The 17,671-nt window shown below is 62.2% G+C and carries 18 protein-coding genes; 8 read left to right on the top strand and 10 right to left on the bottom strand.

Features of this window, described 5'->3' with window-relative positions; all coding sequences use genetic code 11:
* The first annotated feature begins 75 nt into the window (after positions 1-75).
* Both dusA and tal read left to right on the top strand, forming a co-directional pair.
* Positions 76-1,071, top strand: a complete 996-nt coding sequence (gene dusA / locus V5F23_RS18480) for a tRNA dihydrouridine(20/20a) synthase DusA (protein ID WP_042727865.1) — start codon at positions 76-78, stop codon at positions 1,069-1,071.
* A 178-nt stretch (positions 1,072-1,249) separates the two neighbouring features.
* Positions 1,250-2,176 (top strand): transaldolase, encoded by a 927-nt coding sequence (gene tal / locus V5F23_RS18485; protein WP_042727866.1) that lies wholly within the window; start codon positions 1,250-1,252, stop codon positions 2,174-2,176.
* Between the two features lie 159 nt (positions 2,177-2,335).
* Here tal and rssC read toward each other — a convergent pair whose 3' ends face one another.
* From rssC to V5F23_RS18500, 3 genes are all read right to left on the bottom strand, one after another.
* The gene (rssC, locus tag V5F23_RS18490; RefSeq protein ID WP_003183367.1) at positions 2,336-2,824 is read right to left on the bottom strand and encodes an anti-sigma factor antagonist RssC; all 489 of its coding nucleotides are present in this window, start codon (positions 2,822-2,824) and stop codon (positions 2,336-2,338) included.
* Positions 2,824-4,005, bottom strand: a complete 1,182-nt coding sequence (gene rssB / locus V5F23_RS18495; protein WP_042727867.1) for a two-component system response regulator RssB — start codon at positions 4,003-4,005, stop codon at positions 2,824-2,826. The genes rssC and rssB overlap by 1 nt, the downstream gene beginning before the upstream one ends.
* 360 nt (positions 4,006-4,365) lie before the next feature.
* The gene (locus V5F23_RS18500; RefSeq protein WP_042727868.1) at positions 4,366-5,055 is read right to left on the bottom strand and encodes a VacJ family lipoprotein; all 690 of its coding nucleotides are present in this window, start codon (positions 5,053-5,055) and stop codon (positions 4,366-4,368) included.
* 202 nt (positions 5,056-5,257) lie between these two features.
* On the opposite strand from V5F23_RS18500, the gene V5F23_RS18505 reads away from it, so the two are divergent.
* Together V5F23_RS18505 and V5F23_RS18510 are read left to right on the top strand one after the other, a co-directional pair.
* Positions 5,258-5,878 carry a phosphatase gene (locus tag V5F23_RS18505; RefSeq protein ID WP_042727869.1) on the top strand — a complete coding sequence of 207 codons (621 nt, stop codon included), beginning with the start codon at positions 5,258-5,260 and terminating at the stop codon, positions 5,876-5,878.
* Positions 5,879-5,987: 109 nt separating this feature from the next.
* On the top strand, positions 5,988-6,254 hold the full coding sequence (locus tag V5F23_RS18510; RefSeq protein ID WP_212802834.1) for a DUF4404 family protein: 267 nt from the start codon (positions 5,988-5,990) through the stop codon (positions 6,252-6,254).
* 263 nt (positions 6,255-6,517) lie between these two features.
* Here the strand turns inward: V5F23_RS18510 and queF are convergent, their stop codons facing one another.
* Positions 6,518-7,348: an NADPH-dependent 7-cyano-7-deazaguanine reductase QueF gene (queF, locus tag V5F23_RS18515; RefSeq protein WP_042732700.1), complete on the bottom strand. Its 831-nt coding sequence runs from the start codon at positions 7,346-7,348 to the stop codon at positions 6,518-6,520.
* A 61-nt stretch (positions 7,349-7,409) separates the two neighbouring features.
* A complete protein-coding gene (locus tag V5F23_RS18520) occupies positions 7,410-7,931 on the bottom strand; it encodes a cupredoxin family protein (protein WP_042732701.1) in 522 nt (173 codons plus the stop codon).
* 152 nt (positions 7,932-8,083) lie between these two features.
* Here V5F23_RS18520 and V5F23_RS18525 point away from each other — a divergent pair, with 152 nt between their 5' ends.
* Both V5F23_RS18525 and V5F23_RS18530 read left to right on the top strand, forming a co-directional pair.
* Positions 8,084-8,764 carry a heavy metal response regulator transcription factor gene (locus tag V5F23_RS18525; protein WP_042732702.1) on the top strand — a complete coding sequence of 227 codons (681 nt, stop codon included), beginning with the start codon at positions 8,084-8,086 and terminating at the stop codon, positions 8,762-8,764.
* A complete protein-coding gene (locus V5F23_RS18530) occupies positions 8,761-10,119 on the top strand; it encodes a heavy metal sensor histidine kinase (protein WP_042732703.1) in 1,359 nt (452 codons plus the stop codon). Before V5F23_RS18525 ends, V5F23_RS18530 begins: the two co-directional genes overlap by 4 nt.
* Before the next feature lie 137 nt (positions 10,120-10,256).
* Here V5F23_RS18530 and V5F23_RS18535 read toward each other — a convergent pair whose 3' ends face one another.
* From V5F23_RS18535 to V5F23_RS18545, 3 genes are all read right to left on the bottom strand, one after another.
* Positions 10,257-11,501, bottom strand: a complete 1,245-nt coding sequence (locus V5F23_RS18535; protein ID WP_047737749.1) for a lipoprotein-releasing ABC transporter permease subunit — start codon at positions 11,499-11,501, stop codon at positions 10,257-10,259.
* 63 nt (positions 11,502-11,564) lie between these two features.
* Positions 11,565-12,248 carry a lipoprotein-releasing ABC transporter ATP-binding protein LolD gene (gene lolD, locus V5F23_RS18540; protein WP_172679754.1) on the bottom strand — a complete coding sequence of 228 codons (684 nt, stop codon included), beginning with the start codon at positions 12,246-12,248 and terminating at the stop codon, positions 11,565-11,567.
* Positions 12,249-12,255: 7 nt separating this feature from the next.
* A complete protein-coding gene (locus tag V5F23_RS18545) occupies positions 12,256-13,506 on the bottom strand; it encodes a lipoprotein-releasing ABC transporter permease subunit (protein ID WP_123579765.1) in 1,251 nt (416 codons plus the stop codon).
* A gap of 94 nt (positions 13,507-13,600) precedes the next feature.
* On the opposite strand from V5F23_RS18545, the gene V5F23_RS18550 reads away from it, so the two are divergent.
* Together V5F23_RS18550 and V5F23_RS18555 are read left to right on the top strand one after the other, a co-directional pair.
* Positions 13,601-14,197 (top strand): PilZ domain-containing protein, encoded by a 597-nt coding sequence (locus V5F23_RS18550; RefSeq protein ID WP_042732711.1) that lies wholly within the window; start codon positions 13,601-13,603, stop codon positions 14,195-14,197.
* Positions 14,194-14,916: a glycerophosphodiester phosphodiesterase family protein gene (locus V5F23_RS18555; RefSeq protein WP_042732712.1), complete on the top strand. Its 723-nt coding sequence runs from the start codon at positions 14,194-14,196 to the stop codon at positions 14,914-14,916. Before V5F23_RS18550 ends, V5F23_RS18555 begins: the two co-directional genes overlap by 4 nt.
* 42 nt (positions 14,917-14,958) lie before the next feature.
* Here the strand turns inward: V5F23_RS18555 and sthA are convergent, their stop codons facing one another.
* Positions 14,959-16,353: a Si-specific NAD(P)(+) transhydrogenase gene (gene sthA / locus V5F23_RS18560; protein ID WP_003183399.1), complete on the bottom strand. Its 1,395-nt coding sequence runs from the start codon at positions 16,351-16,353 to the stop codon at positions 14,959-14,961.
* Positions 16,354-16,565: 212 nt separating this feature from the next.
* Complete coding sequence (locus V5F23_RS18565; protein WP_338498960.1) at positions 16,566-17,555, bottom strand: FAD:protein FMN transferase; 990 nt, start codon at positions 17,553-17,555, stop codon at positions 16,566-16,568.
* Between the last annotated feature and the right edge of the window lie 116 nt (positions 17,556-17,671).

The following is a 17,671-nucleotide window of genomic DNA, read 5'->3' on the forward strand; positions in this document are numbered from 1 at the left end:
TCGCCTCCTGTCCAAACCTCACCGACCCCTTTCCTGATAAACTGCGCCCCCTCGCCTTACCGTCCAGATTCTCCGATGCCTCTATACCCAGCACCCCAGCAATCCTTGTCCCGGCGCTTCAGCGTTGCCCCGATGATGGATTGGACCGACCCCCACTGCCGCTACTTCCTGCGCATCCTGTCCAAGCACGCCCTGCTTTACACCGAGATGGTCACCACCGGTGCCTTGCTCAACGGGGACCACGAGCGTTTCCTGCGGCATCACGAAGCCGAACACCCCCTGGCGTTGCAGTTGGGTGGCAGTGTTCCGGCCGATCTAGCCGCTTGTTCGCGCATGGCCCAGGAGCACGGTTATGACGAGGTCAATCTCAACGTCGGCTGCCCCAGCGACCGGGTGCAGAACAATATGATCGGCGCGTGCCTGATGGGGCATCCGGGGTTGGTGGCCGATTGTGTGAAGGCCATGCGTGATGCGGTGTCGATTCCGGTGACGGTCAAGCATCGGATCGGGATCAACGGGCGTGACAGTTACGAGCAGTTGTGCGAGTTCGTGGGGACTGTGCGTGACGCTGGCTGTACCAGTTTTACCGTGCACGCGCGAATCGCCATCCTGGAAGGCCTGTCGCCGAAGGAGAATCGCGATATCCCGCCACTGCGTTATGACGTGGTGGCGCGGTTGAAGGCGGATTTTCCAGAGCTGGAAATCGTGCTCAACGGCGGGATCAAGACACTGGCGGCCTGCCATGAACACTTGCAGACCTTCGACGGGGTGATGCTGGGCCGCGAGGCGTATCACAACCCGTACCTGCTGGCCGAGGTGGACCAACAGTTGTTCGGCAGCACCGCGCCGGTCATCAGCCGGGCCGAGGCGTTGGCGCAGCTGCGACCTTATATCGCCAGTCACCTGGCCGCCGGTGGCGCGATGCACCACATCACTCGCCATGTGCTCGGCCTGGGCACCGGCTTTCCGGGGGCGCGGCGGTTTCGGCAGTTGTTGTCGGTGGACATCCACAAGACCCAGGATCCGTTGGCCCTGCTGGACCAGGCCGGGCAGTTGTTGGAAGGACGCTAACCGTCACTTGCTTTGAACCTGCGTCCGCTTTTGGCATCGTATCTACCGATACCGCCCCGGCCTTTCAAACAGCCGTTTTCAGGTTGCTGCCGCTGGGGCCTTTCGATACCTCTACACGCCCTTGAGTGGCTGCCGGCCCTCGGGTAATGTCAACAGACCCATAGGACAGAGCACGCTCATGACTTCCAAGCTGGAACAACTCAAGCAATTCACCACCGTCGTCGCCGATACCGGCGACTTCGAAGCCATCGCCCGCATCAAACCCGTGGACGCCACCACCAACCCTTCCCTGCTGCTCAAGGCCTCGGCCATGAGCGGCTATGCCGAGCTGCTCAATGCCTGCGTGGCAGACTGCAAGGGCGATGTCGGCCTGGCCAGCGACCGTTTTGGCGTGGCAGTGGGCGGGGAAATCCTGAAGGTGATTCCGGGGCGCATTTCCACCGAAGTGGACGCACGTCTTTCGTTCGACACCGACGCCATGCTCAAGCGTGCACATCGCCTGATCGACCTGTATGAAAAGGCCGGCATTGGCCGTGATCGCGTGCTGATCAAGATCGCATCCACCTGGGAAGGCATTCGTGCCGCCGAGCAGTTGGAGCGAGAAGGCATCCAATGCAACCTGACCCTGCTGTTCTCCTTCGCCCAGGCCGCCGCTTGCGCCGACGCCGGGGTCTTCCTGATCTCGCCGTTCGTGGGCCGTATCTACGACTGGTACAAGAAAGCCAATGGCAACGACTACACCGGCGCCGATGATCCGGGCGTTCAGTCGGTGACACGCATCTACAACTACTACAAGGCCAATGACTACAAGACCGTGGTCATGGGTGCCAGCTTCCGCAACCTCAACCAGATCGAACAACTGGCCGGTTGCGACCGCTTGACCGTCAGCCCGGAACTGCTGGAGAAACTGGCCGCCGACGAAGGCAAGCTGGAACGCAAGCTGGCGCCAGGGCAGGCTGGGGAAGCACGCCTGAATCTCAATGAAGCGCAATTCCGCTGGTTGTCCAACGAGGACGCCATGGCGACCGAGAAACTGGCCGAAGGTATTCGTCAGTTTGCGCGGGACCAGGAAAAACTGGAAGCGCTGCTGCAAGCCAAGCTTTGAGGTGAGGCACTAGCCAGAAAAAGGGGCGAACCTTGATAGGTTCGCCCCTTTTGCGTTTGTGGAAACGGGTTTACTCGCGAAGAGACCAGCACTCCAGCATTGATGTCGCCTGTTCTCCCCTCTTCGCGAGCAAGCCCGCTCCCACAGGGTCGAGGGGCTTCAGCCGCCTGGGCGCTCCAAGGCGTTCACCAGGTCATGGAAAGCTTCACGATTGGAATCGTTCAGGCCCATCAAAATCTTGTGGGCTTCGAGCACCTTGATTCGCACTTCTTCCTCGGACTGGTCCTGGTCAGGCAGGTCGTCCAGGCATTCCGGGCACGGCACGGGGTCGCCAACGATGTTGAAGACCTGGTCGAAGCCCATTGATTGCAAGAGGCGGGTGATGTCGTTATGGGTGGTGACGACCGTTGGCAACAGGCCGACCTTCTGCCGCGACAGGATCGACAGCTTGGCCAGCAGGCCCAGGGTGGTGCTGTCGATGCTGCGGGTTTCGGTCAGGTCAATCACGATGGCGCTGAAGTTCAGCGCCGTGAAGATCCGCTCAATAGTCGCATCCAGCGCCGAACACAGGGTCAGGCGCACTTCACCGACAAACTTCAGGACAAAGGTGCCGTCCTGCTCGGCGAACTGGATTCTACCGGTACTCATCAAAGGTTCCTGCTCAACACTAACAGGGCGATATCATCCGGCATCTCCCCGAGCGTGGCTAATCCAAACACTTGGCGCAAGCCTTCCAGGCTGCCGCCCGCTGCACTCACCCGCTCAGGCAAGGCCGCTTCTTTCTCTTTGAGTGTAGGCTCTGTCAAAAGATCCAAAATGCCATCAGACATCAGCGTCAGGCTGAACGTCGGCGGCAGTTCCAGTACGTGGTCTTCGTAGGTGGCCTCGTTGAACAGGCCCACCGGCAAGCCACGCCCTTCCAGGTAACGAACACTGTCTGGCGTATACAACACAGGCAACGGCAGGTGACCGCCGATGCTATAGGTCAACAAACCAGTCTCCTCGTCGATGACTCCACCGACCATTGTGACGTGTTTGCCCAGCTTACAACTGATCAGGCCTCGGTTGATATGCCCAAGGACCTCAGAAGGCTTGAACTCCGGCAACGAGCCATTGCGCTTGGACTCGAACAGCAAGCGCGTGGTCATGAACTTCAGCAGCACCGTGACGAACGCCGACGACGCGCCGTGGCCGGAAACGTCCGCCAGGTAGAATGCCACGCGTCGCTCATCGACTCGGAAATAGTCGACGAAATCCCCCGACAGGTACAACGACGGGATGATCTGGTGGGCAAACCGGAAGCCATCGACGGTCCAGGGGCTGACCGGCAGCATGTTCATCTGCACCTGGCGGCCGGCGTTCTGGTCTTCCTGCAGCAGGTTCAGGCTGGCTTCCAGCTCGCGGTTGGCGGTCTCCAGCTTCTCGCGGTAGCGCTGGTTCTCCACCAGCAGGCGAGAACGGTCCAGGGCCCGGCGCACGGAGTGCTCGAGCACCGCAAGGTCTTCAAGGGGCTTGATCAGGTAGTCGGCCGCGCCCAGGCGCAATGCCTCGACCGCGTCGTTCATCACGCCCGCGCCCGAAACCACGATCACCGGGGTCTGCGAGGAGATCCCGCTGACCTGGCGAATGAGTTCGAGTCCGCCCATCTGCGGCATGCGCAGGTCGCAGATGACCAGGTCGGGCTTGTCTTGCTCGAATACCTGAAGACCCTGTTGGCCATTGCTGGCCTGCAGGACGCTGAAACCACTGTCTTCCAAGTAGGCCGCGAGGCTCGCTCGCACCACTTCGTCATCATCGATTATCAGCAGCGTGGCACTGGTTTTTGGCATGTGGGCAAACGGCGCCAGAATTAGGTTGGCGTAGCGGGCTGGACCGTCAGGCCTTTGCACGCACTACTGGATTCGCTTTCTAGCCTCTCTGTCGTACCGGTTTCAGGTCGCTGCCCTGCACGCGGATTCATCAGAGGTGCCCTTCTAAGGCGCAGACGGTACTCCCATCCGCGGGGCGTTTCAAGCTCAGGCGGATCGCCGCTTGCCGTCTTTATTTGTCAAAGTACAGAGAGTTATAAGAACCGAGCGAAGCGTAACCCAATGGAAGGATCACCCCCCTTTGAACGCACCACAAAAACACAAAAGGCGGCCCCTGGGCATTCATGCCAGGGCCGCCTTTCGCTCAGTCGGGAGCCGATATCAAAAATCGTCTTCGACCTGGCCATCCTTGACCTTGAATTCGCGGTTTTGCAGATAGGCGTTGCGAATGAAGACGTATTTGTCGCCGCTCACCAGCTTCTCGGCCGACAGCAGGCTGGCGCGCGTGTCGACGATGTTCAGGCCGAAGATCGAGTTACGCACCGAGACATTGTCGATATAGCGATAAGGCGCGGCGTAGCTGTCGACATACTTGGCCGGCGCATCACGCAGGGTGCTTGGCCCCAAGAGTGGAAGCACCACATAAGGACCGCTGCTCACGCCCCAATAGCCCAGGGTCTGGCCGAAATCCTCGTCGCTGCGTTGCAGGCCCATCTGGGTGCCCACGTCGAAGAAGCCCAGCAGGCCGAAAGTGGTGTTGAAGATCAACCGGGCGGTGTCGACCCCGGCAGCGGCCGGTTTGGCCTGCAGCACGTTGTTGGCCAGGTTGCCCACGTCCCCGATGTTGCGGAACATGTTGTGGATACCGTCTTCCAGGAACTGCGGCGTCACGTACTGATACCCCTGGGCCAGCGGCTTGAGCGCATAGGTGTCGAGGGTGTCGTTGAAGGTAAAGATCGGACGGTTGATGCTTTCCCAAGGATCTTCTTCCGTGGCGGCCTGGGCTGCAAACGGAACCAGCAGGACGCTGGCGGACAGACTCAGCTGAGCTAGACGATGGCTCCAGCGCATAGGGGAAAACTCCTCGGTTTATTCAGGCAAGGGCGCCGAGCCCAGGCGGTAAGGTCGCTAGTATAAGACGGAAAGCGAGGATAGGCAGCATGGAAAAGAGAAGGCGGCTGTAGGACGTTTCTGCTGCCGAGCACCTTCACAACTCTGTCACCGGACTGTCATTGAGGCCCGTTAGGCTGCAGGTTATTTCAAGGACGTTCCCATGCCTCGCGCCGAAGCCCTGCCCTTCCCTGTTCCCGGCCTGACTGCGGTCCTGTTCGGCCTGAGTGGTTGCCTGGTGGACTTCGGCGCCAGGGTTCGTCAGCCGGGCGCCAAGCCGACCGAGCACGCGCAACCGACGCCGGGGGCGCTGGAAAGCCTGCATCACTTGCAGCAACTGGGTATTCCCTGCGCCTGGCTCGACGACTTGCCGCCGGCCACCAGCCATGGCCTGGCGGCGGCCCTGCCGACTTGGGTCAAACCCCCGCAACTTCCTGCAACAAATAATCCTTGGCCCGCCCCGCACGCCTGCTGGCAGGCACTCATGGCGCTGAACGTCCAGCAATTGGACGGTTGCGTACTGGTCAGTGGCGAACCGGGGTTGCTGCAATCGGGGCTCAACGCCGGACTGTGGACCATCGGCCTGGCGTCCTGTGGCTCGCTGTGTGGCCTGGCACCGGGCGAGTGGCAGGCGCTGGGGCAGCAGGAACGCGAGTCCAGGCGCGCCAGGGCCACCGTGCAATTGTTCAGCCTGGGCGTGCATTCGGTGATCGATCACCTGGGCGAGCTTGACACCTGCCTGGCCGACATCAGCCTGCGCCGGCTCAAAGGCGAGAAGCCATGACCGGGATCATGCAGGGTGCGTGAGGGTGGATTACTCTTAAGGCAGGCCACGGACTTTTGACGCACCGTCGCGGTCCATGGCTGTGCCTATCAATAAAGGGAGTACGCCAATGCCTGCCCGCCGCGAACTGCAAGCTCAACTCGATACCCTGCGCGAGCAATTGGACCAGAACCCGCCGCTGTCCGAGCCAGAGCGCGAGAATCTGCATCAACTGATGGCTCAGATCGAGGCTGAGATCCAACTGGAAAATCAGCTTCAGGACAGCAACCTGGTCGACGGCGTGAACCTTGCCGTGGAACGCTTCGAACTGGAACACCCGACCATCGCCGGGACATTGCGCAACATTGTGCAGACCCTGGGCAACATCGGGATCTGAACCTCTCGGACAAAAAAGCCCCGCGCCACGGCGTAACGCTGTTCACTTAAGATTTATCACTGGTCGTGGCGAGGGAGCTTGCTCCCGCTGGAGCGCGCAGCGGTCCCACGCTTTTGGGGCCGCTACGCAGCCCAGCGGGAGCAAGCTCCCTCGCCAGGCGGTAACGTGCTTAAGTGAACGGTATTACGCGCCATGGCGGGGCTTTTCTATTTCCTGCCACCTGAAATGCCATTTGCTGTGGGAGGATTCGCTATTACCGTGGGTTATTGGCGAACCAGGCGCTGGTTGGGCAGTTGCACCGCTTCAGTGCTGCGATACGGGTTGATGTCCAGGCCGCCACGGCGCACATACCGCGCGTACACCGTCAACTTCTGCGGCTTGAGCAGTCGCTGCAGGTCAAGGAAGATCCGCTCCACGCATTGCTCGTGGAAATCCGAATGCTGGCGGAAGCTGACGAGGTAGGCCAGCAGGCTCGCATGATCCAGTGCCGCGCCACGATACTCCACCGCCACGCTGCCCCAGTCCGGCTGACTGGTGACCGGGCAGTTGGACTTGAGCAGGTGGCTGTGCAGGCTTTCCTCGACCATGCGCGAGTCATCGCACCGCAGCAATTCCGGGCGCGGGTGTTCGTACGAATCGACACGGATGTCCAGATCATCGATGCACACGCCCGGCAACGCCACCAAGCCCTCGCGCTCTACATCCTTGAGGCTGCGAATCCGCACGCCTACCGGCTTGCCGGCGGCGGCCGACAGGTCTTGGCGCAGGGTCGCCTCCAGGCTTGCCGTGTCAGCGAACGAGGTCTGGTTCAAGGAATTGAGGTACAGCTTGAAGGATTTGGACTCGATGATATTCGGTGAGTCCGCCGGGATCGCGAATTCCCCGATAGCCACCACCGGCTTGCCGGACGGCAACAGCCATGACAGCTCGAAACAGTTCCAGAAATCCACGCCCTTGTAGGGAAGGGTCTCGGCCGTCAGGCCCAGTTCCGCCCATTTCGCGGTGCGCGGGATCGGGAACAGCAATGACGGCGTGTACGTGGCGATGTATTCACTGGATTTGCCCAGCGGCGAATGTTCGGCTGCGGGATGCATGACGGAAACCTGACTGAAGAATCAGCCGATTCTATCAGCCTTTGCCGCAGCCTTTGAGTGCTTACTGACTGACTGTCAGGTCTCCCTTCATTCCGGCCTGGTAATGCCCGGGGATGTTGCAGGCAAATTCAAGGCGCGTGGCCTTGTTGAACGTCCAGGTCAGCTCGGCGGTCTTGCCCGGCTCCACCAACACGCTGTTCGGGTCATCGTGACGCATGCCGGGCGAGCCTTGGCCCATGTCGCCATGGGCCATCCCGTGCGTCATGGCGGTCGGCGTCAACTGGCCGCTCTGTTGCATCTTGAGCATTTCCTGCTGGTGTTCGGCGTGCATGGCGGCATCGCCGAGGTTGAACTCGTGCAGCAACCGGCCTTTATTGATGAGCACGAACCGCACGGTTTCACCGGCCTTGATCTGGAGCGCGCCGGGGTCGAACGACATGTCCCCCATCACCACTTCGATACTGCGGCCGGCCGTGGCCGCCGGCGCAGGCTGGCCAAAATCAAGATGCCCAGGCGACGCCCATGACGGTACACCGAACATCAGCGTGCAGGCGGCCAGGGCCAGGCGACTTCCCCTCAACATGTTTCAAACTCCATTCGGATTCAGCTTGTGGGAAACTCTAGCTCGCCGCGCCTGCCAGCCGGCTGACGGCATGATTACAACTTTGTCAGGTTGCGCCACCGCCCCGCCTGCCACGGTATAACGCCCCCGTCCCAACCTGTCTTGAGCTGCCCATGAAACTGCTGATCGTCGAAGACCAAACGAAAACCGGCCAATACCTGCGCCAAGGCCTGAGCGAAGCCGGCTTCAACGCCGACCTGGCGGCCGATGGCATCACCGGCCAGCAGTTGGCCCTGAGTGGCGAATACGCCGTGTTGATCCTCGACGTGATGCTGCCCGGCCGCGATGGCTGGCAGATTCTGCAAGCCGTCCGCGGGGCCGGCCTGGACACGCCGGTGCTGTTCCTCACGGCCCGGGACGCCATACAAGACCGGGTGCACGGCCTGGAACTGGGCGCCGATGATTACCTGGTCAAGCCTTTTGCCTTTTCCGAGTTGCTGGCGCGGGTCCGCAGCCTGTTGCGTCGTGGCGGCTCGACACCCCAGGAAACCAGCCTGCAACTGGCGGACCTGCGCCTGGACCTGATCCGCCGCCGCGTCGAGCGCGCCGGCCGACGCATCGATCTCACCGCCAAGGAATTCGCCTTGCTGGAAATGCTCCTGCGCCGCCAGGGCGAGGTGCTGCCCAAGTCGCTGATCGCTTCGCAGGTCTGGGACATGAATTTCGACAGCGACACCAACGTCATCGAAGTGGCGATCCGGCGCCTGCGCCTCAAGATCGACGACGAATTCCCCAGCAAACTCATCCACACCGTGCGCGGCATGGGCTATGTGCTTGAAGAGCGTGGCCTGTGAGGGGGCCATGGTCGCTGAGCAGTCGCCTGGCCTTGCTGTTCGCCGCCTGCACCGCCGTGGTGTCGCTGTTGGCCGGGGTGCTGTTCAGCCGGGCCAGCGAAGCGCACTTCATCGAACTCGACCAGCAACTGCTGGAGGGCAAGCTGATCGGCCTGCGCCGCGCCTTGCAAGATCTCAACGCCGAGCAGGCCCAACGCCGCCTGGAAGATGAACTGAGCCGCCAGGCCGACCTGGCCCTGCGCATCAAGGGCAGCGACGGTGTGCGCTGGTACGACAGTTCGATCCGGATTCCGGCCCGGCTGCCGGAGCGTCCCGGCCTGTCGACCGTCAGCGAAGCCGACAGTGACTACCGCGTGCTGAACGCGCCGCTGTACCCCGAGCGCGCAGACTCGCCGCAACTGACCCTGCTGCTGGACATCACCCACCACCAGCATTTTCTCCAGCGCATGCAACGGCTGATCTGGCTGACGGTCGGCCTCTCGGCCCTGGCCACCGCCCTGCTCGGCGCCTGGACCGCCCGGCGCGCCCTGCGACCCTTGCGGCGTATGGGGGTGATCACCGGCGGCGTTTCGGCCCACTCCCTCAACGCCCGTCTACCCGAAGCGCAAATGCCCGCCGAGCTGGGGGAACTGGCCCACAGCATCAACGCCATGCTCGGACGCCTGGATGACGCCTTCCAACGGCTCTCGGCGTTCTCCGCCGACATTGCCCATGAACTGCGCACCCCGCTGTCGAACCTGCTGACCCATACCCAGGTCACCCTCACCCGCGAGCGTTCTCTGGAGGATTACCGCGAGGCATTGCACAGCAACCTCGAAGAACTGCAGTGGATGGCGCAACTGGTCAACGACATGTTGTACCTGGCCAAGGCCGACCATGGCCTGCTGGCGCCGAATCGCGAGCCGCTGGCGTTGGCCGAGGAAGTGGACGTGTTGCTGGAATTCTTCGCGCCCCTGGCCGAGGACGCCAACGTGCGCTTGAGTCGCGAGGGCGATGGCGGCCTCGACGGCGATCGCAACATGTTGCGCCGGGCCCTTTCCAACCTGCTGGACAATGCGCTGCGCTTCACCCCCGAAGGGGGCGACGTGCGGGTGCGCATTGTCGATGAGGTCCAAAGAGTCCGTGTCAGCGTGGAGAACAGCGGCGAGGAAATCCCGGCAGATCGTCTGCCACGCCTGTTCGACCGTTTCTACCGCGCCGACCCGGCCCGCCAGGAAAGCCGCAGCGAACACGCCGGCCTCGGCCTGGCCATCACCCGCTCGATCATCCGCGCCCATGGCGGAGAGATCCGCTGTGAATCAGCCGATGGCTGGACCTGCTTTCTGATTGAGTTGCCAAAGCTCCATCAAGCCTGACACATCCCCTTCTGTGGCGAGGGAGCTTGCTCCCGCTTGACCGGGCTGGCGCTCCAGTGCGCAGCGCTCGCCATCTTTGGGGCCGCTACGCAGCCCAGCGGGAGCAAGCTCCCTCGCCACAGGGGGCTGCGCCGGCCTTACGAATACCGCAACGCCTGCGCCGGCTCGATCTTCGCCGCACGCCAGGCCGGGTAGACGGTGGCGAGGAAACTCAGGATGAACCCGGCCGAGCAGATCAACACCACGTCGCCGCGTTGAAGCTCCGACGGCAGGTTGCTGACGAAGTACACATCGGAACTGAAGATGTGCTGGCCGCTGACCCGCTCCAGCCAGCCCACCAGCGCACTGACATTCAGCGCTGCGATCACCCCCAGCACGCCGCCAATCAGCGTACCGACGATGCCGATCACCGTGCCCTGGACCATGAAGATCGCCATGATCTGTCGTGGCGTGGCGCCGATGGTACGCAGGATCGCGATGTCCGCGCCCTTGTCGTTCACTACCATGATCAGGGTGGCGATGATGTTGAATGCCGCCACCGCGACAATCATCAACAACAGCAGGCCAATCATGGTCTTTTCCATTTTCATGGCACTGAACAGACTGCCCTGGGTATGGGTCCAGTCGTCGGCCTTGTAGCCGGAACCCAGGCCCGCGGCGATGTCACCGGAAACCTTCGGTGCCGCGTACAGATCCTTCACCGCCAGGCGCACGCTCTGCACCTGGTTTGGCTGCCAATGCTGCATCTGCGCGGCGTCGGCCAGGTGGATCAGGGCCATGGAACCGTCCAGCTCGGCGCCCACCTTGAACACGCCAACCACGTTCAAGCGCTGCATGCGTGGGGTGATGCCACCGGGTGCAGTGCTGACTTCCGGCACGATCAGGGTCAGCTTGTCGCCGACGTTCAGGCGAAAACGCCGGGCGGTGATTTCACCGATCACCACGCCAAACTCGCCCGGTTTCAAGGCGTCGAGGCGGCCTTGGACGATATGCTGGGCGACGATGGACACCTTGCCTTCCTGGGCCGGGTCGACACCGCTGATCTGGATCGGCTGCATCGAACCCTTGTAGCTCAACATGCCCTCCAGCTCAGTGAACGGCACGGCGGCGGTCACTTCGGGATTCTTCAGCGCGGCCGCGGCGACCGGTTGCCAGTCGTCGATCGGATTGACGCCGACGATAGTGGCGTGGGGCACCATGCCGAGGATGCGCGAACTCATTTCGCGCTGGAAGCCGTTCATCACCGACAGCACCACGATCATCGCCAGCACACCCAGGGCGAGGCCGATCATCGAGGTCATGGAGATGAACGAGACAAAGCGATTGCGGCGCTTGGCGCGGGTATAGCGCGTGCCGATAAAGATCGATAACGGTCTGAACATTCGCGGGGCACCGTATGAAAATAAATGACCCGGCACGTGCATCGCGTGCCGGGTTGCGGTCGGTCAGATGGGCGTCAGGCAGCCTTCCTGCAAGTGCAGGACGCGGTCCATCTGCCGGGCCAGGTTCATGTCGTGGGTCACCACCAGAAACGCAGTGCGCATCGAGGTGCTCAGCTCCAGCATCAGGTCCTGGATGCCTTGGGCGGTGTGGGAGTCGAGGTTGCCGGTCGGCTCGTCGAGCATCACCAGCCCAGGCTTGTTGACCAGGGCCCGGGCAATCGCCACGCGCTGGCGCTCGCCACCGGACAGTTCGGCGGGTTTGTGCTCCAGGCGATGCCCCAGCCCTACCCGCTCCAGCAATGCCGTGGCCCGTTGGCGGGCTTCAGGAATCGCGGTGCGGCCAATCAGCAGCGGCATGCAGACGTTTTCCAGGGCGGTGAATTCAGGCAGCAAATGGTGGAATTGGTAGACGAAACCCAGGGCGCGGTTACGCAGCAGGCCACGGGCCTTCTCGTTCAGCGCCGAAAGCTCTTCGCCCGCCAGCCAGACGCTGCCGGAGGTCGGCGTATCGAGACCGCCCAACAGATTGAGCAAGGTACTTTTGCCAGACCCGGAGGTGCCGACGATCGCCACGCGCTCGCCAGGGTGCAACTCCAGTTGCAGGCCCGACAACACCACCACCGACTCCGGGCCTTCCTCGTAGGATTTGCCCAGGTTGCGGCAACTCAAGATCGCTTTTTCACTCATGCCCGACTCACTCATAACGTAACGCCTCCGCCGGCTGGGTGCGTGCGGCACGCCAGGCTGGATACAGGGTGGCGAGGAAACTCAGGACCAACGCGGCGCCGCAGACCATCAACACGTCATCGGCTTGCAACTGCGACGGCAGGTAGTCGATGAAGTACACGTCGGCGTTGAGAAACTTGTGCCCGATCAGGCCTTCGAGGGCAGCGATCGCGGCGCTGACGTTCAGTGCGGCGAACATGCCGACCAGGGCGCCGACGACCGTGCCGATCACGCCGATGACCGTACCCTGGACCATGAAGATCCGCATGATCTGCCCCGGCGTCGCGCCGAGGGTCCGCAGGATGGCGATGTCGCCCTTCTTGTCGTTGACCACCATCACCAGCGTGGAAATGATGTTGAACGCCGCCACGGCGACGATCAGCAGCAACAGCAGGCCGATCATGGCTTTTTCCATGCGGATCGCCTGGTACAGGTTGCCGTGGGTGCGAGTCCAGTCACGGGCGTAGTAGCGGTCTTCGCCGAGCTGCTGGGCAATGTTCCAGGCGGCACGCGGCGCCTGGAACAGATCGTCGAACTTCAACCGCAGGCCCTGGACCTGGTCCGGTTTCCAGCGATGCAGGCGCGCCAGGTCCTGGAGGTTGGTCACGCCCAGGTAACCGTCCAGCTCGCCGGCGCCGACGTGGAAGATGCCGACCACGGTAAAGCGTTTCATGCGCGGGAACATGCCCCCGGGCGTCACGGTGACTTCCGGCGCGACGAACGTCAGCTTGTCGCCGATGGCGGCGCCGAGCTTGGCCGCGGCCTTGTCGCCGATGACGATGCCGAAGCTGCCGGGCGCCAGGTCATCGAGTTTGCCCTGCTTCATGAAGTTGTCGATGATCGACACCTGTCGCTCCAGCCCGGGGTCGATACCGTTGAGCAGCACTTTGGAGACCTTGCCGTTGTTGGTCAGCAACCCCTGCATCTGGGTGAACGGCGCAACGGCCAGCACCTGCGGGTTCTGCTTGACCTTGGCGGCCAGGCTCGGCCAGTCGCTGATGGCCTCGCCGGATTCGAGGGTCGCGTGCGGGACCATGCCCAGCACACGGGTGCGCATTTCATGATCGAAGCCGTTCATCACCGACAACACGACGATCATCACGACCACGCCAAGGGCCAGGCCGATGATGGAGGTCAGGGAAATGAACGATACGAAATGGTTGCGACGCTTTGCACGGGTATAACGCGTGCCGATAAATACGAAGAGAGGTCTGAACATGTCGGGGCTTGTTCGGAGGGAAAAGGAACGTCCTTGTGGCGGGGGTCACAAACCAGCTTTACACTCAGACCACCGCCGCTACCATGGGTTCGCCATGTCGACATTAGATGAAGAAGATCGCCGCGAATACTACCGTATCGAGGACATGATCGCACTGGAAATTCGGCCCCTGTCCATTCCTGAAGCTGCCGGCCAGGAAGTGTTGCAGGATGCGTCTCCATTGTTCAACTTGCTCAGCGAACTGCACCTGAGCGAATTCGAGTCCCAGCATCTGCTGCGCCAGATCAGCGAGCGCGAACGCAGCATCGCGGCGTACCTCAAGGCCATGAACCGCCGCATCGACCTGCTCAGCCAGGTCGTGGCCCTGACCGTGCTCGGCGAGATCGGCGAGCCGCAGCCGGTGATCATTTCCGAAGGCGGCATCGATTTCCAATACCCCACGCCCGTCGCCGTCGGCGCCCACCTGTCAATCAAGCTGGTGCTGATGCCCCAGGCCCTCGGCCTGTTGCTGCGCGCTCGGGTGACCCATTGCGATCCCAAGGGCGGCGGCTATGACGTCGGCACCGAATTTGAACGCCCGACCGACGCCCAGCGTCAGTTGCTGGCCCGCTACATCCTGCAGAAACAGGCGCAAGAGCGGCGCCTGGCGCGGGAACTGAACGAATCAGGTATCAATAAGGAAGAACCGTGACCCTCATCTATGGCCACCGCGGCGCCAAGGGCGAAGCACCGGAAAACACCCTGACCGGTTTTCAGGAATGCCTCAAGCACGGCGTGCGCCGTTGCGAACTGGACCTGCATTTATCCATGGACGGCGAGTTGATGGTGATCCACGACCCGACCCTCAAGCGCACCACGGATCGTCGGGGCAAGGTGGTGGAGCATTCCGCTGCCGAGCTGGTGACCTACGATGCGCGCAAGGGTGGCCCGGGCTGGATCAAGCCATGCCCGATCCCACGCCTGGAAGAGCTGTTCGAGCAATGTGATTTCGAGCACTGGCAACTGGAGGTCAAGAGCGCCTCGCGCACCCGCGCTGCCGCCACGGTGCTGGGGATCCGTGAAATGGCCCAGCGTTTCGGACTGCTGGACAAGATCACCATCACCTCCAGCTCCCGGGAGGTGCTCAAGGCGGCCCTGGAGCTGACCCCGGACATTTCCCGCGGCCTGGTGGCCGAATACGCCTGGCTCGACCCGCTGAAGGTTGCCCAGGGCTATGGCTGCGAGATTCTGGCGTTGAACTGGACCTTGTGCACCCCCGAGCGCCTGATCAAGGCCCAGCGCCAGGGTTTGCATGTGTCGGTGTGGACCGTCAACGAACCCGCGCTGATGCGCAGGCTCGCCGACTTTGGCGCTGACAGCCTGATTACAGACTTTCCCGGTTTGGCCACCGCCACGCTCGGGAATGGCTGAAATCGGTCTCCCCGGCCGGCTCAGGCCACCGGCCGGAGCCACTCAAAAAAGCCGGTTGAGCCCGTCGTAGGCCGCTACCCGATAGGCTTCGGCCATGGTCGGGTAGTTGAAGGTGGTGTTAACGAAGTACTTGAGCGTGTTCAGCTCACCCGGCTGGTTCATGATCGCCTGGCCGATGTGCACGATCTCGGAGGCCTGGTAGCCGAAGCAGTGCACGCCGAGCACTTCCAGGGTCTCGCGATGGAACAGGATCTTGAGCATGCCTTGCGGCTCGCCGGCGATCTGCGCCCGCGCCATGCTCTTGAAGAAGGCCTTGCCCACTTCATACGGCACCTTGGCCTGGGTCAGTTCCTGCTCGTTCTTGCCGATCGAGCTGATTTCCGGAATGGTGTAGATACCGGTCGGCACGTCGTTGACGAAGCGCCAGCTGCCGTTGTCGACGATGCTGCCGGCGGCCGAGCGACCCTGGTCGTGGGCGGCACTGGCCAGGCTTGGCCAGCCGATCACGTCACCGGCGCCGTAGATGTTCGGCACACAGGTGCGGTAGTTTTCGTCGACTTCGATCTGGCCGCGGCTGTTGACCTTCACGCCGATGTTTTCCAGACCCAGGGTGTCGGTGTTGCCGGTACGCCCGTTACACCAGAGCAAGGCGTCGGCCTTGATCTTCTTGCCGGACTTGAGGTGCAGGATCACACCATTGTCGACACCTTCGACGCGGTCGTAGTCTTCGTTATGACGCACCGTGATGTTGTTGTTGCTGAAGTGATAGCTCAGGGCCTGGGAGATTTCCGAGTCCAGGAAGCTCAGCAACTGGCCGCGGTTGTCCACCAGTTCCACCAGCACCCCCAGGCCGCTGAAGATCGAGGCATATTCGCAACCGATCACGCCGGCGCCGTAGACGATCAGCTTACGCGGGGTATGGCCCAGGCTCAGGATGGTGTCGCTGTCGTAGATACGCGCGTGGTTGAAATCGATGTCGGCCGGACGGTACGGGCGCGAACCGGTGGCGATGATGATGTGCTTGGCCACCAGTTTTTCGACCACGCCATTGCCGCAGACCACTTCCACCGTCTGCTCGTCGGCGAAGCTGCCGGTGCCGAAGAACACGTCGACCCGGTTACGGGCGTAGTAGCCGGTACGCGAGGCCACTTGCTTGGAGATGACCTTCTCGGCGCTCTTGAGCACGTCCGGGAAGGAGAACCAGCGCGGCTCACCGATGGCCCGGAACATCGGGTTGGTGTTGAACTGCATGATCTGCCGGACCGAGTGACGCAAGGCCTTGGACGGGATGGTGCCCAAGTGGGTGCAGTTGCCGCCGACCTGCCGACGGCTGTCGACCATCGCCACCTTGCGCCCTGCCTTGGCGGCGTTCATTGCCGCGCCTTCCCCCGCCGGGCCGGAACCCAGTACCACCACGTCGTAGTTGTAGACAGCCATGCGTACTCCTCAGAACAGGCCGCGGCACCCGGTATGGTACCTGCGGCTAAATCATGCCGGGTCGCGGCATGAAGGAACAATTTTCAGGCCGGTTCACGAGCCCGGCCACAGTCTATAGAAGCGTCAACGCCGCGCACATTACCCCTTGGTCGCGTCAGAGGCTAGTTTTGCCTGCGCTATTTCGCCACAGGTAGCCTTTCGTCAAGCTGTCATCACTGGGTTTTCCCGCTACTGATCCGTTCAAACGCATCATTGGTACGCGTGACAAAACGCTCGCCGTCACGCATCACGAAAAATACCCCGATGCCGTGTTTCTCGGCATAGTCCCACCCCCGTTCAGGCCCGAGGATCAGCAACAGCGTCGACAGTCCATCGGCCATCAGCGCCGAAGGATGAATCACCGTGACCGACGCCAGGTTGTGCAGGACCGGTGCACCGGTGTGTGCATCGAAGGTGTGGGAATAGCGCGCGCCGTCCTGTTCGAAATATCGGCGGTAATCGCCAGATGTTGAAACCCCGTAGCCATCGACTTCGATAACGCGTTCAGCCACCTGCCGGTCATCCCGGGGCTCTTCCAGGGCGACGCGCCAGGGCGAGCCATCGGGCTTGCGTCCAACCGCCTTGAGTTCGCCAGTGGCTTCGGCCAGGTAACTGTCGATGCCCAGGGCCTTGAGCCGGGCAGCGATCCGGTCGACCGCGTAGCCGGCGGCGATACTGTTGAAGTCGACTTCCACCGCGGCGTCCTTGCACAACCGGTCGCCCTCGATGCGCAAATGACCATGACCGACGCGCTGGCGGGCCTGGGCCAAGGCCTCGGCGCTGGGCACTTGCTCGCCCCGGGACTGCGGGCCGAACCCCCACAGGTTCAGCAACGGTTCTACCGTCAGGTCAAAGGCGCCGTCGCTCTGGACGGACAACTGCTCGCCCACCCGCACCAACTCCAGCACCGCAGCCGGCATCACCTGGCAACTGTTGGCCGACAGCGCGTTGAAGCGCTCGATGTCCGAGTCGCTGCGGTAGGTCGAAAACTGCCGATCCACATCGGCGAGGATACTTTCCACCTCGGCCTGCACCGCTTCCGGACGAGGCGTGGCCCGATGGCTGACGTATTGAATGGAATAGCGACTGCCCATGGTCGGACCGTCGAAACGCTCCAGGGTGTCGCCGTTGCCACAGCCGGACAGGATGCCCACGAAAAACACAAGCTTGCGCCAGCGTCCAGTTAACAAATCTTCATCTCCCCTCAAAACCACGCCCGCCATTATGGGCTTGAGCGCCAGTCAGTCCAGACGCAAAACCTGTGGGAGCGGACTTGCGC

It is taken from the genome of Pseudomonas sp. WP18 (assembly GCF_036689585.1).
In the GTDB taxonomy this organism is placed as follows: Bacteria; Pseudomonadota; Gammaproteobacteria; order Pseudomonadales; family Pseudomonadaceae; genus Aquipseudomonas; species Aquipseudomonas chlororaphis_E.

What these genes read in the sequence shown, in the direction of transcription:
- dusA (WP_042727865.1), top strand. Translation starts at nt 76, where the DNA reads ATGCCTCTATACCCAGCACCCCAGCAATCCTTGTCCCGGCGCTTCAGC.
- tal (WP_042727866.1), top strand. Translation starts at nt 1,250, where the DNA reads ATGACTTCCAAGCTGGAACAACTCAAGCAATTCACCACCGTCGTCGCC.
- rssC (WP_003183367.1), bottom strand. Translation starts at nt 2,824, where the DNA reads ATGAGTACCGGTAGAATCCAGTTCGCCGAGCAGGACGGCACCTTTGTC.
- rssB (WP_042727867.1), bottom strand. Translation starts at nt 4,005, where the DNA reads ATGCCAAAAACCAGTGCCACGCTGCTGATAATCGATGATGACGAAGTG.
- V5F23_RS18500 (WP_042727868.1), bottom strand. Translation starts at nt 5,055, where the DNA reads ATGCGCTGGAGCCATCGTCTAGCTCAGCTGAGTCTGTCCGCCAGCGTC.
- V5F23_RS18505 (WP_042727869.1), top strand. Translation starts at nt 5,258, where the DNA reads ATGCCTCGCGCCGAAGCCCTGCCCTTCCCTGTTCCCGGCCTGACTGCG.
- V5F23_RS18510 (WP_212802834.1), top strand. Translation starts at nt 5,988, where the DNA reads ATGCCTGCCCGCCGCGAACTGCAAGCTCAACTCGATACCCTGCGCGAG.
- queF (WP_042732700.1), bottom strand. Translation starts at nt 7,348, where the DNA reads ATGCATCCCGCAGCCGAACATTCGCCGCTGGGCAAATCCAGTGAATAC.
- V5F23_RS18520 (WP_042732701.1), bottom strand. Translation starts at nt 7,931, where the DNA reads ATGTTGAGGGGAAGTCGCCTGGCCCTGGCCGCCTGCACGCTGATGTTC.
- V5F23_RS18525 (WP_042732702.1), top strand. Translation starts at nt 8,084, where the DNA reads ATGAAACTGCTGATCGTCGAAGACCAAACGAAAACCGGCCAATACCTG.
- V5F23_RS18535 (WP_047737749.1), bottom strand. Translation starts at nt 11,501, where the DNA reads ATGTTCAGACCGTTATCGATCTTTATCGGCACGCGCTATACCCGCGCC.
- lolD (WP_172679754.1), bottom strand. Translation starts at nt 12,248, where the DNA reads ATGAGTGAAAAAGCGATCTTGAGTTGCCGCAACCTGGGCAAATCCTAC.
- V5F23_RS18545 (WP_123579765.1), bottom strand. Translation starts at nt 13,506, where the DNA reads ATGTTCAGACCTCTCTTCGTATTTATCGGCACGCGTTATACCCGTGCA.
- V5F23_RS18550 (WP_042732711.1), top strand. Translation starts at nt 13,601, where the DNA reads ATGTCGACATTAGATGAAGAAGATCGCCGCGAATACTACCGTATCGAG.
- sthA (WP_003183399.1), bottom strand. Translation starts at nt 16,353, where the DNA reads ATGGCTGTCTACAACTACGACGTGGTGGTACTGGGTTCCGGCCCGGCG.